At 51.8% G+C, this 15,896-nt stretch carries 10 protein-coding genes; 6 read left to right on the plus strand and 4 right to left on the minus strand.

Features of this window, described 5'->3' with window-relative positions; translation table 11 throughout:
* Nucleotides 1-55 precede the first annotated feature (55 nt).
* Nucleotides 56-1,069, minus strand: a complete 1,014-nt coding sequence (locus ACTS3T_RS16340; RefSeq protein WP_377965136.1) for a hypothetical protein — start codon at nt 1,067-1,069, stop codon at nt 56-58.
* Nucleotides 1,070-1,329: 260 nt separating this feature from the next.
* The gene (locus ACTS3T_RS16345) at nt 1,330-2,835 is read right to left on the minus strand and encodes a catalase (protein WP_377965134.1); all 1,506 of its coding nucleotides are present in this window, start codon (nt 2,833-2,835) and stop codon (nt 1,330-1,332) included.
* A gap of 439 nt (nt 2,836-3,274) precedes the next feature.
* Here ACTS3T_RS16345 and ACTS3T_RS16350 point away from each other — a divergent pair, with 439 nt between their 5' ends.
* Both ACTS3T_RS16350 and cobA read left to right on the plus strand, forming a co-directional pair.
* Nucleotides 3,275-3,406, plus strand: coding sequence for a hypothetical protein (locus ACTS3T_RS16350; protein ID WP_377965132.1), 132 nt, complete (start codon nt 3,275-3,277; stop codon nt 3,404-3,406).
* A 358-nt stretch (nt 3,407-3,764) separates the two neighbouring features.
* Nucleotides 3,765-5,303: a uroporphyrinogen-III C-methyltransferase gene (cobA, locus tag ACTS3T_RS16355; protein ID WP_377965375.1), complete on the plus strand. Its 1,539-nt coding sequence runs from the start codon at nt 3,765-3,767 to the stop codon at nt 5,301-5,303.
* A gap of 10 nt (nt 5,304-5,313) precedes the next feature.
* On the opposite strand, the gene ACTS3T_RS16360 is transcribed toward cobA, so the two are convergent.
* The gene (locus ACTS3T_RS16360; RefSeq protein WP_377965130.1) at nt 5,314-6,543 is read right to left on the minus strand and encodes a BaiN/RdsA family NAD(P)/FAD-dependent oxidoreductase; all 1,230 of its coding nucleotides are present in this window, start codon (nt 6,541-6,543) and stop codon (nt 5,314-5,316) included.
* Nucleotides 6,544-6,732: 189 nt separating this feature from the next.
* On the opposite strand from ACTS3T_RS16360, the gene ACTS3T_RS16365 reads away from it, so the two are divergent.
* The 4 genes from ACTS3T_RS16365 (at nt 6,733) to ACTS3T_RS16380 (ending at nt 14,752) form a co-directional block, all read left to right on the plus strand.
* Nucleotides 6,733-6,867 (plus strand): hypothetical protein, encoded by a 135-nt coding sequence (locus ACTS3T_RS16365; protein WP_377965128.1) that lies wholly within the window; start codon nt 6,733-6,735, stop codon nt 6,865-6,867.
* 149 nt (nt 6,868-7,016) lie between these two features.
* Nucleotides 7,017-8,099, plus strand: a complete 1,083-nt coding sequence (gene ald / locus ACTS3T_RS16370; RefSeq protein ID WP_377965126.1) for an alanine dehydrogenase — start codon at nt 7,017-7,019, stop codon at nt 8,097-8,099.
* Between the two features lie 315 nt (nt 8,100-8,414).
* Nucleotides 8,415-13,559, plus strand: a complete 5,145-nt coding sequence (locus tag ACTS3T_RS16375; RefSeq protein ID WP_462935262.1) for a PAS domain S-box protein — start codon at nt 8,415-8,417, stop codon at nt 13,557-13,559.
* The gene (locus ACTS3T_RS16380) at nt 13,556-14,752 is read left to right on the plus strand and encodes a two-component system response regulator (protein ID WP_377965122.1); all 1,197 of its coding nucleotides are present in this window, start codon (nt 13,556-13,558) and stop codon (nt 14,750-14,752) included. Before ACTS3T_RS16375 ends, ACTS3T_RS16380 begins: the two co-directional genes overlap by 4 nt.
* Here the strand turns inward: ACTS3T_RS16380 and ACTS3T_RS16385 are convergent.
* The gene (locus tag ACTS3T_RS16385; RefSeq protein ID WP_377965120.1) at nt 14,747-15,742 is read right to left on the minus strand and encodes an MBL fold metallo-hydrolase; all 996 of its coding nucleotides are present in this window, start codon (nt 15,740-15,742) and stop codon (nt 14,747-14,749) included. The two genes, ACTS3T_RS16380 and ACTS3T_RS16385, sit on opposite strands and share 6 nt — an antisense overlap.
* Nucleotides 15,743-15,896 lie beyond the last annotated feature (154 nt).

Below are 15,896 nucleotides of genomic sequence, written 5' to 3' on the forward strand. Positions count from 1 at the left end.
TGCAGAGCAAAGACTATTCAATTCAAAATCGAAAATCCAAAATCGAGAATTGATATTACTCAGCAAATGATTCACGATTAGCTGAGCCTTCAGGTTCTGCGGCTAGGGTTTGGGCTACCACAGTCGCCGCTGCACAAGCCGCAGGGGTGGAGAGTTCGGCAGCTTCTGCGTTAGGGTTGGGGATGCTAGCAATGCAGGGGTGGCTGGTTTGTTCGAGGATAGGCGAAGCGAGACGTAAGTTTTCGCTATAGCTAAGCTGCAAAGGCTTACGATCAGGGCGGGATAGCTTAGAGGCGGTTGGCTCAATGGCCTCTGCGGCGGGGTGATCTAAGCGATCGCCTGAAATATTAGCAGCGAGTTCTGCTGGCTGTGGATTTAAGCTCGCGGCAGCGGTAGGCAGTTCGCCTTGCTCAGCGGCTTGAGGGGGGAGCGGAGCCGTAACGGGTGGCACAGCTAAAGGAGAAACGTTCGCCGCAGTTGTATCAGCCGCTGCGGCGGCGAGGACAGTATCCACAACGGCAGCTACGGTTGTAGCTCGACGGGTTGCAGCAAACTGCGGTGCTGTTTCGGCTGGCGCTGGCTCGATCGGGAGCGCTGGCCGAGGCGGGGTAGCGGTCAATAGACTAGGCAGGGCTGGCAACAAGGCTGAGGGCTGAGGGGTGGCGGTGAGGGTCGCAGGTATAGGTTGGGCTGGAGCGACCGAGACGCGGCTAGCCGGAGCCGGAGCCAAAACAGGTGGGCTGAGATCGGGGCGAATAGGAATAGGGGGTAAATTGTTGAGCGCCGAAGATGTCAGCGCCAGTTGGGGAGATGGCGCTGAACCTGCAGCGATCGCTGGCAGCTTTAACAAGGGCGGGGTTAGCCCTGAACCAGTTGACCCTACAGCCAGATCAACCTCAGGCGGGGCGATCGTGCTGGCCGTTTTAAGCTTGAGCAAGTCATGGCCGAAGGTGAGATCGCTATAGCGATCGCTTGAGGTATCGGTTTCCCAAGTCCAGCGAGCCTCTTCGCCTTGGCGACAAGCCGTGAGGGCGGCAAACCCTAAAAGGGCGATCGCGGAGCTACGCATTCAGTCTCCCCCTTTGGTCAGTTGGTTTTTCGATAGCTGGATAGATTTACAGGTAGGCGGGGCGCTATCAGGAAAATTTCTGAGGCGGGGGACAAGCTTTTTTACCCAAACAGCCCAAACGTAAGGGGAGGAAAGCTAGGTTCCTCCCCTTACGTCTCAATGACTGTCGATACCTAAGCGCCAGATCTATCCGACGCCTAATCTGAAACAACCGCAAGGGCAAGCTTTTGGGGTTTTTGCCCTTGGGAGTTGTGGGTTAATTAGACAGTGGCGGGTTGAGGTTCCGGTTTGGGCGGTTCGGTGTTAGCGATCGCCTCGACAACGCGATCGGCAAAGGTGGCGTCAACCTGACGAAACAGATCGATTTGCCGATCTTGAATTTGCTGCATACAGCGGCCTAAGCTACCAGCAATATTGTGAATTAGCCGCTCTTTCTCGCCAGCGTCCAGCATGTTATAGAACATCCGTGGCTGATCGAAATGATCAGGTTCGTCAAGTTCAATTCGGTCGGCCAGCCCTTCGACGTGATACGGGGGCGCTTTAGCGTTTTCATCCGCCTTGGGATAGTCGTGGTGAGTAGGATGATAATTAATCCGTGAACCGTTATTATCATCTACGCGCATAAAGCCGTCTCGGTAAGGCGTGTTGGCCTGAGTGGCATGTGGCCGATTCACCGGAATGGTGTCGTAGTTGACACCAAGACGATAACGGTGGGTATCGGCGTAAGACATAATCCGCGCTTGCAACATGCGATCGGGCGACCAAGAGACACCGGGTACGACGTTTCCGGGCGAAAAGGCGGCCTGCTCAACTTCGGCAAAGTAGTTTTCTGGATTGCGGTTTAATTCTAGTTTGCCGACGCGCTGTAGGGGGAAGTCGCCATGAGGCCAAACTTTGGTCAGGTCAAACGGATTCCAGGGGAAGTTGGCGGCTTGCTCGTCTGTCATCGTCTGGATGTGCATCGTCCAAGACGGAAAGTTGCCCTGATCAATAGCGTTATAGAGGTCTTTGGTCGCCCAGCGGGGTTCAATTCCCTGCATGTGCATCCACTCGGCTTCAGTGAAATTTTTAATCCCTTGATCCGTCTTGAAGTGGAATTTCACCCAAATCCGCTCATTGTCAGCGTTGATCAGGCTGAAGGTGTGGCTACCATAACCATTCATGTGTCGCCAGCCCATAGGGGCACCGCGATCGCCCATAAGCCACATCACCTGATGCAAACTCTCTGGTGAAAGCGACCAAAAATCCCACCACATTTCGTGCTGTCGCCAGTTTTCTTGGGGGTGTTCTTTTTGCGATCGAATGAAGTCCATAAACTTCATGGGGTCGCGCACAAAGAAAATCGGCGTATCGTTGCCGACTAAATCCCAGTTGCCTTCTTCGGTATAAAGCTTGATGGCAAAGCCGCGTAGATCTCGGTAAACGTCAGAGCCACCCTTCGATTTGGCCACCGTCGAGAAGCGGACGAACACTTCAGTTTCTTTGCCCACTTCAGCAAACAGCTTGGCCTTAGTCAGGTGGGTAATGTCGTCGGTTACCGTAAAGGTGCCATAGGCTCCTGAGCCAACTGCATGCACGACTCGTTCCGGAATACGCTCCCGGTTAAAGTGAGCCATCTTTTCGATTAGCGTGTAATCTTCTAGCAAGAGCGGCCCACGTCTGCCAACCGACTTAGATACCTCATTACTGGGAACGGGAATGCCAGCGGCATTAGTCAAAATATTGTCTTTTTCAGCCAAGGTAATATCCTCGCTTTGAATACACAAGCGTCTTGGGTATTACTGTAGTGTGATCTTTAAAGTTTCAACATCTCACTTAAGATGGGACGAAAATGGCGCTTAAGATAGATGCGGTTTAGTTTATAAACTGGCTAACAGCTAAAAGGCGCAAAAAAGCTGAGCTAACAAGTAGAAAAAGATAGAAATTTTTTGCTGCCCACGGTGTTATCCTGCGGCTCACTTTTAGATGCTCTTTAGCTTTTTCGCTGCATTTTTTGTCTGAAAGGATTTTTTCTATCTTTTGTAAATTCGCTATTAACTTTTTATAAGACTGGCTACAGTTTGTCAAAATGTTTCTCCCGGCAGACGGGCGCAAGGCTGAAGTCACTCTGTTGAGAGAGGAAGACGACCGTCGGTTTTGATTACGCTAAAACAGGTAAAAATAGAATGCTGCAGCTTTTAGCTGTTGGCAAGGAGTCTTAAAATTATGGCTAACGAGCAAAAAGATAATAAGTCTTACGCTGAAAAAAACGAAGAGCGGATTGAAAGAGCGGTTGACAAAATTGAAGAAACCGCAGGTAAAGAGGTCGAGAACAAGTCTACTAAAGAAAGTAAGTAGATTGGGTTTGATCTAGTTTGATTTAAGCTCTAACCGTTTAGCGGCTGTTTGAAAAGATATCTGCTGCCTAGCAAAACGGTTTAGATCCCCTTGAATCTCTCTTAAAAAGGGGGGCTTTCGAGCCGATCTCTTTTTTCAAAGGGGGCTAGGAGAGATCAATGAATGCTTAAAACAGCAACCACTAGCTTTCCAGACACCCTCTTAGGGCGCTTCTAAAACAGGAGCGCCTTTTTGCTTTTTCAAGCTATGAAGAAAGTAGGGTAGATGATAACTGATAGAGCGCTAGGGCTAAAACTTTTCACTCAAAAGCAAAGCCAGGTTGGGGTTGGGTTTATGATGATAAAAACTTCAAAAGCGTATTTCTGTGAGTGGCAAGGTTTACCTGGTGGGTGCAGGGCCAGGGCGGCTGGCGTATTTGACGGTTCGTGGGCAGCAGCTTTTGCAACAAGCAGAGGTACTCATTCATGATGCTTTGGTGGGTGTGGAGTTGCGATCGCTAATTGCGTCTACCTGTCAGCAGTTTGATGTGGGTAAGCGGGGCGGCAAACCGAGCACCCCTCAGGCAGAAATCAATCAGCTTTTGGTAACGCAGTGCCAGCAGGGTAAACAAGTGGTGCGGCTTAAAAGCGGCGATCCGTTTGTCTTTGGCCGAACTCCGCAAGAGATTCAGGCGCTAAAGGCAGCTAACTGCGCTTTTGAGGTGGTTCCTGGTCTGTCTTCTGCCCTGGCTGCGCCCCTATTAGCGGGCATTCCGCTGACTGATCCGGTGTTGAGCCGCAGCTTTACCGTACTAACGGGGCACGACCTGGATTTGCTCAATTGGCAATTGCTGGCCGGGTTAGAAACGCTGGTCATTTTGATGGGCACCCGCACACTCGCTGACATTAGCCGTCGGCTGATAAAGCAGGGTAAGCATCCCGAAACGCCGATCGCTCTAATTCGCTGGGCTAGCCAGCCCCAGCAGCAGATCTGGCAGGGAACTTTGCTCAATATTGGGCAGCTTACCAAAGCAGAAAAGCTTTCTCCATGCGTTATGGTCATTGGTGAAGTTGTCAGGTTGCGGGAGTTTTTGCAGATGGAGGATGTGCGCTCAGCCGTTGCCCAGCCGCCGCTGGCAGCTCAAACGGTTTTGGTCACGCGTTCATCGGGGCAGTCGAGCCAGTTTAGCGATTTGCTGGCTGCCCAGGGCGCTAAAATTATCGAAATGCCAGCGCTGGAAATTCGCCCTCCCACCAGTTGGGCACCCCTCGACCAGGCGATCGCTGAGCTTGCTAGCTTTAACTGGCTGATTTTAACGTCGGCCAATGCCGTCAGCTACTTTTTTGAACGCATACACGATCAGGGTAAAGACGCGCGATCGCTGGCGGGGGTCAAAATTGCTGTCGTTGGCAAAAAGACGGCAGCAGTGCTGCGGCAGCAAGGGCTACAGCCTGACTTCATTCCCCCTGACTATGTGGCTGATGCGCTGGTGGCTGCTTTTCCTGAGGCTGTCTCTGGGCTAAAGCTGCTATTTCCTAGAGTTGAAAGCGGCGGTCGCGAGGTTTTAGTTAAAGCGCTCACGGCTCAAGGGGCTGAGGTGACTGAAGTTCCGGCTTATGAATCGGGCTGTCCTCAGCAGATTGAACCAGCGGCGATCGCAGCGTTGCAACAGCATCAGGTCACCGTTATTACGTTTGCCAGTTCTAAAACGGTGCATCATGCCTGCCAGCTTTTAGCCCAAACATTGGGCGATCGCTGGCGGCACTGGCTGGAGGGGGTTTGCATTGCCTCTATTGGCCCTCAAACTTCTCAGGCTTGCTACGAGCACTTCGGACGGGTGGATGCCGAAGCCCAAGAATACACGCTAGAAGGCTTGACGCAGGCGATTGAACAATGGGTGCAAGGCAGCGATCGCTAACAAGGCTCGCTCAATGTGCCATTGCTTGACCCGCTAGCCAACCTGTTGTCCAGGCACTTTGAAAGTTAAAGCCCCCGGTAATGCCATCAATATCTAGGATTTCTCCGGCAAAGTACAGCCCTGGGCAGCGGCGGCTGGCCATTGTTTTGAAGTCCACTTCTTTAAGGTGGACGCCCCCGCAGGTGACAAACTCATCTTTAAAGACGCCTTTGCCGCTGATGGCGTAGTGGCCTTGGGTTAATTCGCTGACGAGTTGGTTAATCGCCTTTTTGGATAATCCAGCCCAGGTTGTTTCAGCGGCAATCTCGGCGCGGTGAACCAAATATTGCCAGAGGCGACGGGGTAGGGAAAACGGATCGTAATTGGCGATCGCGCGTTTAGGCGACTTTGCTTTAGCTGCGGTTAATTGCTGTCGTACTTGCTCAGCCGTGAACTGGGGCAACCAGTTGACCTGTAGCTCGGCCTGATACTGAGCCTCATGCAAAGCCCGCGCTCCCCAGGCTGAGAGTTTTAGTACGGCGGGGCCGCTAACGCCCCAGTGAGTAATCAGCAATGGGCCTGTTTGGGTCAGCGGCTTTGTGCCTGCTACGGTGAGCTTTAAAGCCACAGGTTCAACCGCTATACCCGCTAGCGATCGCAACTGAGCCTCCGCGATGTTAAAGGTAAACAGGGAGGGTACGGGGGGGGCAACAGTATGCCCCAAGGATTGAGCTAGCCGAATTCCTTGAGGACTGCTACCCGTGGCAAGCAGTAAGCGATCGCAGCAAAATGACGTTTCTGATTTTAGCTGGAGCGCTAGCTGCTCACCCTGACGGTTGACGGCTTTGACAGTCGTTTGGGTTTTAAGCTCAACGCCTGCGTTTAAGGCAGCTTCCCAGAGGCAGTTAACAATCGTCTCGGAGTCATCGGTGACTGGAAACATGCGGCCATCGGCCTCAGTTTTGAGCGGTACGCCCTGCTGGGCAAACCAGGTAATGGTATCTTTGGGCTGAAACCGACTAAACGCGCCGCGTAGCGCTTTGCTACCTCGTGGATAGTGCTGCACCAGCAGCGCCGGATCAAAACAGTGGTGAGTGACGTTGCAACGCCCGCCACCAGAAATACGCACTTTAGCCAGCGGCGATCGCCCACCTTCAAATAGCACTACGCGCGCTTGCGAGTTAGCCTTAGCACAGGCGATCGCCCCAAAAAAGCCAGCAGCGCCGCCGCCAATCACGCCAATCTTCAGGTATTCGCCCATTTCTTAAGATTTAATTTTTCTTTGCGGTATATTAATAAGTATGAAGTGATAGAAGTGATTGATTTTGACAATGCTTCAGGCTTCATAGTGATGATTGCTACGCTTGGGTGTCCTTGGTCTGTATAGAGGCCGGGATGCCTGGGCATTTTTCTATCTTGACATTTCGCACGACGTAATTAGGTGAAGCTCATGGCCGATAAAGATCAAATCAAGCGCCATATTGCAATGACATCGGGCATCAAGTTTGAAATTACGCCACCGATGAAAGGAGATGAGGCGCGTAAAGCTCGAATTATGGAGCACATTAAAAAAAGTAAAGGGTAGTTGTTTCCGCCTATTTGAGGTTTTATTGGAATGTCCCCTGTTTGCTCAGCACTTAGCAGATAGGGGAATTTTTTTGGGCAGCGATCGCGCTGATAAACGCCAAAAATGGCTGTCTAAGCTAGAAATAAAGAGGACTAGGAGAATTTTTTATGGAAATCGGTGTTCCCAAGGAGATTAAAGATCAAGAATTTCGAGTTGGGCTTAGCCCCAACAGCGTGCATGTGCTCAATGAGCAGGGGCACACCGTCTTTGTGCAATCAGGGGCAGGGACTGGGGCTGGCTTTAGCGATGAAGACTATCAGCAGGCCGGGGCAGAGGTCGTGGCTACCGCCAACGAAGTTTGGAGCCGGGAAATGGTGGTTAAGGTAAAAGAGCCTTTGCCAGCAGAATATGACCTGATTCAAAAAGATCAAATCTTGTTTACCTATTTGCACCTAGCAGCAGCCCGCACGTTGACTGAACGCTTGATTCAAAGTGGGGTCAATGCGATCGCCTACGAAACCGTCGAGTTTAACAATATTCGGCCGCTGCTGACGCCCATGAGCATTATTGCCGGACGGCTCTCGGTGCAGTTTGGGGCGCGCTACTTAGAGCGGCAGCAGGGAGGACGCGGTGTTTTGCTAGGGGGCGTACCGGGGGTGCGCCCTGGTCGGGTGGTGATTTTAGGGGGCGGCGTAGTCGGGACGGAAGCGGCGCGGATGGCAGTAGGCATGGGAGCGCGGGTACAGATTTTTGATATTAGTCTGGATCAGCTTGCTTACTTAGAAACGCTGTTTGGCTCACGGGTAGAGCTGATTTACAGCAGCACCCCAGAAATTCACCGGGCAGTCCCCGACGCTGATTTGTTGATTGGGGCGGTGCTGGTGCCGGGGCGACGACCGCCGATTTTAGTACCGCGATCGCTGGTCACGCAGATGCGGCCAGGTTCCGTCATTGTGGATGTGGCGGTTGATCAGGGGGGCTGTATTGAAACGCTGCACCCCACTTCTCATACCGAGCCAACCTATATTGACGAAGGTGTTTTGCACTACGGCGTACCCAACATGCCGGGGGCGGTGCCTTGGACGGCAACCCAAGCCTTGAACAATAGCACGCTGCCCTATGTGCTGAAGCTAGCCAGTTTTGGCATGGCGGCTTTAAAGAAAGATAAGGCGCTGGCAGAAGGGCTAAACGTGACCCAAAATCGGTTGGTGCATCCGGCAGTGCAGCAGGTGTTTCCTGACTTGGCTTAGCGATTTAGCAGCTTTGATTTAGCGCTAAAGCCAGTTGGGTTTGAGCGGTGGGGAACCTGGCAAACACTTTTGTTGCCCCTGCCGCGTTGGCAACAGCCAACTGGCTGACGTAGGAGACAGACGTTTAGTTTAAAGTAGGGAGTCAATTGGGTTTGGCGGCTACCAGCTAGAGCCGACAATCTTGTAGTACCTTTAATAAGTTCCTGTGTAGATACGTTAAGCGCTCTGAGGTTTAAAGCTTAAACGGCTAGAGAAGAACTGAAGTCAATCGGCTTTTTGGTTCCACCTCCCTATCAAGTTTAGGTTGATTGGTTCATGCTAGCGGGTCAATCGTTCTCAGCTCAGCTACCTAAGGTTGTTGTTGGTATTGGGTTTGCCGCTAGTGGCTTTGAGTCATTAGCTGCTTTTTTTTCGGCTATTCCTAACCCCAATGGGGTTGCTTTTGTCCTGGTTAGTCACCTGCTACCTGAACAAGAGCGCCAGTTGCTAGAGCAGTTGCAGCAGCAGACGGAGATGCCGCTCCAGCTTTTGTCAGCGCCGCTAGAACTGAGAGCTAACACAATTTTTCTCGTTCCTGCTGGTTTGGGTTTGCGGTACTCAAATCAAACGCTGACGTTGAGCGATTGCCCGCTAGATGCCGCCGCTACCGCACAGCCTATTAACGCCACGCTGACGGCTCTGGCTGAGGCTTATCGCGATCGCGCCATTGGTTTGGTGTTGGCAGGCACGGGCGAAGATGGCGGCCAAGGACTCGCAGCGATCGCCCACTATGGCGGCTCTGCTTTAGTAGAATCGCCGCCGATGGCTGACGTAGCCGATTTGCCCAGAGAAGCGATCGCCACTGGCGTTACCACTCAAGCGGGCCCGCCTGCCTACCTGGCAAGCGTCGTCTATGCGATCGCCCAAGAGTTAAGTGCGGTGGCGGCAGCCGCGATCGCCGCTACTGCCTCAGACGCTGTGGTTTTGGATCAAGACTACAGCTATCAGGTGATTCAAATTCTCAATGACTACGGCGATATTGACTTTTCTCTATACAAGCCAACGACCTTTAAGCGGCGGCTGCAGCGGCATCTGTCCATTTCGGGTTGGAGCGATCAGCAGGCGTACCTCCAGGAGTTACGCCACACCGCCGAAGAACGCGAACGGCTACGCAAAGCTTTACTAATCGGCACCACTAACTTTTTTCGCGATCCAGAAGTTTGGCAGGTGCTAAAGCAGCAGGTCATTCCTGAACTGATTGAACAAGCTGTCCCTTACCAAGAACTGCGTCTGTGGGTGCCAGCTTGCTCAACCGGGGAAGAAGCTTACTCTCTCGCCATCTTGATGACGGAGGCCATTCGCGCTGCCCCCAAGCGACTTGCGCTCAAAGTTTTTGCCACTGACATTGATTCAGATGCCATTCGAGTGGCTTCGGCTGGAATTTACCCAGAAGCGATCGCCCAGCATGTTACAGCCGAATATTTGCGTAGCTATTTTTCCCGTGAAAATGGCTATTTTCGGGTCAACGCCCTGTTGCGCGACGCTATGGTATTTGCCCCGCATAATTTAGCTAAAAATGCCCCCTTTTCTCGGATAGATTTGGTTAGCTGCCGCAATATTTTGATCTACCTGCAGCCCCATTTGCAAAATCAAGTGCTGCGAACGCTGCATTTTGCCCTCAATCCGCGCGGATTTTTAACCTTAGGGGCGGCTGAGTCGTTGGGCGATTTAGATGACGAATTTGAAATCATCAACTCGACCTGGAAAATCTTTCGCAAGCGGCGAGACGTGCATCTGTCCTTGACTCCCCCTAGCCGTACTGCTTACTCGTTAATGCCCATCCACCCTCACACGACACGTCTTTATTCCCACAGCGAAACCCTCAGCGATTTAATTCTAGAGGCGACTTATGCCAGCCGTCAGGCTGTTTGCCTGGTCACCAACCGCAATCATCAGTTACTGCACGTCGTCGGCGATGCCAGCCAAATTTTGCTGCCACCGCGGGGCCGATTTTCCACCGATTTGCTCTCTATGCTGCACACCGATCTACGGTTGCCAATCAGCACAGCCATTTACCGCATTCGTCAGGATCAAAACACCGTTACCTATACCGATATCAGCGTCAACCAGTTAGACGCGACTTTGTTTTATAACCTGCGGGCTAAATACCACCGCAACGACAGCCTAAGTGAAGAAATCATTCTGCTAGTTTTGCAGCTAGTCGATACCCGCCAGCCGCAGGCCATCAGCAGCACCCCAGAAACCTTTGAGCCAGAAAACATGGCGCAGCAGCGGATTTTGGAACTAGAGCGCAATCTCCAAGAAGCGCAGGAAAACCTACAGGTGACGGTTGAAAACTTGGAGGCCAGCAACGAAGAACAACAGGCCACCAACGAAGAACTGCTGGCCTCTAATGAAGAACTGCAAAGTACCAACGAAGAGTTGCGCTCTGTTAATGAAGAACTGCGGCGGCTCAATACTGCTTACCAGGCCAAGATTCAAGAATTGACTGAGCTAAACCAGGACGTAGACAATCTGCTGCGTAGCACGGATATTGGCGTCATTTTTTTGGATCAACACTTGCTGATTCGTAAGTTTACGCCCCCGGTGACACAAATTATTCAGCTTTCGCCCCACGACATTAATCGCTCTATTACTAACTTTCGCCACAGCACCACTTGCCGCAACTTTCTAGGTCTTTTGCAGCAGGTGATTGATACCGAAGTGCCGCTAGAGCAGGAAATTGCCCTGCACAACAGCAGTGACGAATATCTGATGCGGCTGCACCCCTACTATCGTCTAGACGGCCAGTGTGATGGTTTGGTGGTTACTTTTGTCAAAATTAACACCTTGAGGCAAGCTCAGCGGAAGATCGAACAGCAGAAAGCGGAGCTAGAGTATCTGTACCGTACGCTGCCCGCTGGGCTGAGCTTAATCGATCAGGATTTGGTGTTTGTCCGCATTAATGAACAGTTGGCTGCCATTAATGGTTTATCGGTTCAAGAAACCTTGGGCAAAACCATACGGCAGGTTTTACCGGAGCTAGCTGATCAGCTAGAACCCTTGTACCGACAGGTCTTTGCGACAGGAGAGCCAATTGAGAGGATTGAGATTCGCGGTACGACCCCGGCTAATCCGACTCAGCAGCGAGACTGGTTGGTGGGGTACAACCTGGTGCAGATGCCTAACAACCGCCGCATGGTGGGATCAGTTGTTCGAGATATTACCGATCTCAAAACGGCTCAGCGTCAGTTAGAAGAACTCGCCCGCAGTTTGGAGCAGCGAGTACGCGATCGCACGTTTGAGCTAGAGCAGTCACAATTGGCGTTGCAGGCGCGGGAACGACAGCTCAGCACCCTACTTAATAATTCACCGGATATTATTTGTCGGTTTGACCTCAACGGTCGGCTCATTTTTGCCAACGCCGCACTGGCTAAATTTAAGCAGGTTCCTGCTACTGATTTGAGCCGCTATACCATTAGCGAAGACCTGTCTGCGGCCTTTGCCAATCTGTGGCAAACTGCGATGCAGCAAACCGTTGCTACAGGTGAATCTCAAGTTTTAGAGTACGAGCGGATTTTTGGCGATCAGGTTTACTGGTTTGAGGCGCAGTTTATTCCTGAGTACAACGACCAGGGAACCATTGTTTCTATTTTGGAAGTTTCTCGCGATATTACCGATCGCAAACAGACCGAGCAAGACCTGCAATCTAGCGAAAATAAGCTGCGGCTGTTTGTTGAGCATTCTCCCGCCGCGATCGCCATGTTTGACAAACAAATGCGCTACCTTGCCGTGAGCCGCTGCTGGCTAGAAGACTATCGTTTGGGCGATCGCGACCTAATTGGTCAATCTCACTACGAAGTATTTCCTGAAATTCCCCCTACCTGGCGAGCCGTTCACCAACGAGCCTTGGCTGGAGCGATAGAATCTAGCGATGCGGATCCGTTTATGCGTATGGACGGCAGCGTTGACTGGGTTCGCTGGCAAGTGCGTCCCTGGTTTGACAAAAACAACACCATTGGCGGCATCATTATGTTCACTGAGGTGATTAACGAACAGGTGATAGCCCAACAAGCGCTAGCCCGCAGCGAAACCCGTTTTCGGCAGCTAGCCGAAAACATTCAAGAAGTCTTTTTTCTCACCTCGCTCGATAGTCGCGAAATGCTCTATGTCAGTCCGGCCTATGAAACGATTTGGGGTCAAAGCTGCGATCGCCTGTACGCCGAGCCAACGGCCTGGATTGACTCAATTCACCCCAGCGATCGCGATCGAGTCGTCGCGGCCTTTGCCCGCCAAAAACGCGAACTGACTCCTTTTGAAGAAGACTATCGCATTGTGCGAGCTGACAACAGTATTCGCTGGATTCGCGCCAGAGCCTTTATTGTGACCGATGAAACGGGCAACGCCGTGCGAATTGCCGGTATTGCCGAAGATATTACTGAAATTCGCAATCTGCAAAACTACCACCGCTTTGTACAGCGAGTGGCCGATGCTTCACCCAATTTGCTCTACATCTACAACATTCAGCAAAACACCTTTATCTATACCAACCAGGCCATGACCGATTTGCTAGGGTTTGATCCGCGCAATGAGCCGCTGCCAGGTAGCAATCTGGTAGAGCGGATTGTTCACCCGGACGATCGCAACAAGGTTTTAGCCTATCTAGAAACGGTTTACAACGCTGCTGACAACGCCGTTATCGAACTGGAACTTCGGCTGTGTGATAGTCAGGGGCAGTGGCACTGGATGCTGAGCCGCAACAGTGTTTTCTTGCGCAACGAGCAAGGGCAAACTGAGCAAATTATCGGTACGGCTCAAGATATTACGGAAAGCAAACAAGCTCGCCAGCAACTGCAAGAGGCGTTGCTGAGCCAGGAAGTGCTGCTGCGCGAAGTCCATCACCGGGTTAAAAACAACCTCAACGTGATTCATAGTCTGCTGAATATGCAAGTACGGGCAATCGACAATGAACAGTTGCGAAGCGTTTTAACCGACAGCCAGCAGCGAATTCAGTCAATGGCGCTAATTCATGAGCAGCTTTATCAAAGCCGCAATTTTGTTGAAGTGGAGTTTGCAGAATACCTGAATCAACTGGTTCATAACCTGCTGGTTTCCGCTAATATCAATCCGACGCGCATCCAAATTTTGCTTAATGTTGATGCGGTACCGCTTGATTTGCAGACGGCGATTCCTTTGGGGTTAATTGTGAATGAGCTGATTACCAATGCCTTTAAGCACGCTTTTCCGGGCGATCGCAGCGGAGCCGTTGAGGTCACCCTAGCGCAAAGTGCCGACCAAACCTTGCTGTTGAGCGTAGCCGATAATGGTATTGGTCTGCCTTCTAACTTTAGTCAAACGCAAAGCGCCTCTTTAGGCATGCGGCTCGTCAATATTTTGGTCAGACAGTTACGAGCCGAACTGGAGGTACAAAGTAACCAGGGCGCTTGTTTTACGATCCGCTTACCCAGGGTGCCGCTATGAAGACGTCTTCTGCTCGCATATTGGTGGTTGAAGATGAGCTAATTGCCGCTTATGACTTGGCAGAAATTTTAGAGCAGATGAGTTATGAAATTGTGGCGATCGCCGATACGGCCACAGAAGCGATCGAAATCATCGCGCAAGAAAAACCCGATTTAGTATTGATGGATATTGAACTGCGCGGCGGCTTGCGGGGGACTGATGTCGCCGCTATGCTCAAAGATCAGCGCATTCCGGTGGTGTATCTCACTGCCTTTTCAGACGAAGAAACGCTGCGCGTTGCCGCCGAAACCAGCCCTTATGGTTATCTCAACAAACCGCCACGCGTTGCCGACCTGCGCACCACCCTATCAGTTGCCTTAGCCAAGCATCGCCAAGAACAGCAAACCCTCGTACGGGTACCGCAGGCTGAAGCGTCATCTGCCAGCCGCCACCCTAACCTGATTGCCCGACTCTGCCGCGCTTTAGACCAGCAAGAGTTTGAGCTGTTCTACCAACCTCAGTTTGATTTGCACACCGGATCTATCATTGGTGCGGAAGCGCTGATTCGCTGGCCGCAAATAGATGGTTCTTGGATTTCGCCTGCCGATTTTATTCCCGCAGCCGAGGCCACCGGGCTGATTGTGCCTTTAGGCGACTGGGTCATTTATACAGCCTGTACCCAGGCGAGGCGCTGGTCAAACCTGCCAAGGGTGGCGATTAATTTGTCTGTGGTGCAGTTGCAGCAGCCCAACTTTACTCAGCGCATTGCCAAAATTCTCAAGGATACGCGGCTGAGTCCAGAATCGCTAGAAATTGAGGTGACTGAAAGCCTACTGCTAGAGGGCAATGATCAAACCATTCAAATTCTGCACCAGCTTAGAGAAATGGGGGTTCATACAGCAGTAGACGATTTTGGCGCGGGCTATTCTTCACTGCGGTATTTGCAAAACCTGACGTTTAGCTCACTCAAAATCGATCGCTGCTTTGTGCGCTCTATTCATCAGTGCCCTAGCAATCAGGCCATCGTTACCGCGATTACCCAACTGGCTACCAGCCTAGATCTTAAGATGGTAGCCGAAGGGATTGAGACGCCAGAAGAAGCCACCTACCTAAAACATCAAGGTTGTTTGGTAGGGCAGGGCTATTTGTTTAGTAAGCCGCTGTCAGCCGACAGTTTTGCTGAGCTGTTGAATTATGCACGCGCAGCCCTATAGCGCTTTTAGGGCTGGAGCTTGCGCCTGAAAGTACTGTTTGATCGCGGCTGCGTCGTTGTACCCCAGGGTAAGCTGCTGGTAGGCAACTTCGAGGTTGCTGGGGAATAAGGCTTGAAAGAGATAGTTGGCATATTGCTCAGGCAGGGGGGTTTGGGCGATCGCCGCTGCTTGAGACAGTTCTTGAGTTTCCCAACTGAGGGCGAAGGCTTCTAGATCGTCGAGGTAGCCTCTAAAGGTGTCTAGCCCACTGCGATCGGTGACGGGGCCGTGTCCGGGCAAAATTCTAGCGGTGGTGTACTCGGTGGCGAGCTGCGCTAACGTCGATTGCAACACCCGCAGGTTGCTATCTCCTAGGTAAGGAATACGCTGATAAAACAACAAATCGCCCGTCATCAGCACGTCTACATCGGGGACGTAAACAATCAAATCAGTGCCGCCTGAATGGCCGTCAAATTCGGTGAACTGCACTTGGCGATCGCCGAGCCAAATTTCGGTAGGGCCGTTGACAACCAAGTTGGGGGCGGTGGCGTTTGGATCCATCTCCAGGTTGCGGGTTAGCATGAACTCGCGAATGGGGCCGCGTCCTAAAATGGGGTAATCCATCGCAGCAGCAGCAGCGTTACCCCCCGAATGGTCGAAGTGGTAGTGGCTGTTAACAACGTAGCGAATCGGCTGATCGGTAAGGCTGGCTACGGTTGCAAACATCAGATTGGCCAGAGCTTCTGTTTGAAAAGGATCGACCACTAAAACGCCATCTGAGCCAATGACGATGCCACCATTGCAAATGGCGGCGTTCGGATCGCTGGTCGGAAAATCGGTGCTGGCAATGAGGCCGTAAACGCCGTCTCCTAGCTTGGCTAAGCTTAGCCCTGCATCTGCGAGGGTAAGGCTAGCGGAGGTTTGGGCGGGGGTTCGAGGTGGCAAACTGAGGATGCCAGCGAGGGTGGCGAGGGTGAGGAGAAGGGCGATCGCCCATTGACGTAATTTCATGGTGGTTGCCGCAGATTGACCGGATATGCCTGAAATTTTCTCATGCTACCGATTGATCATGAATGGCAGCTTAAGATTTTCAGATTGAGAAGGTAGGGGGGGTTATATCAATTCTCGATTTTGGATTTTCGATTTTGAATTGAACAGTCTTGGC

The organism is Almyronema sp. (assembly GCF_052168255.1).
Lineage (GTDB): Bacteria > Cyanobacteriota > Cyanobacteriia > Phormidesmidales > Phormidesmidaceae > Sphaerothrix > Sphaerothrix epifaneia.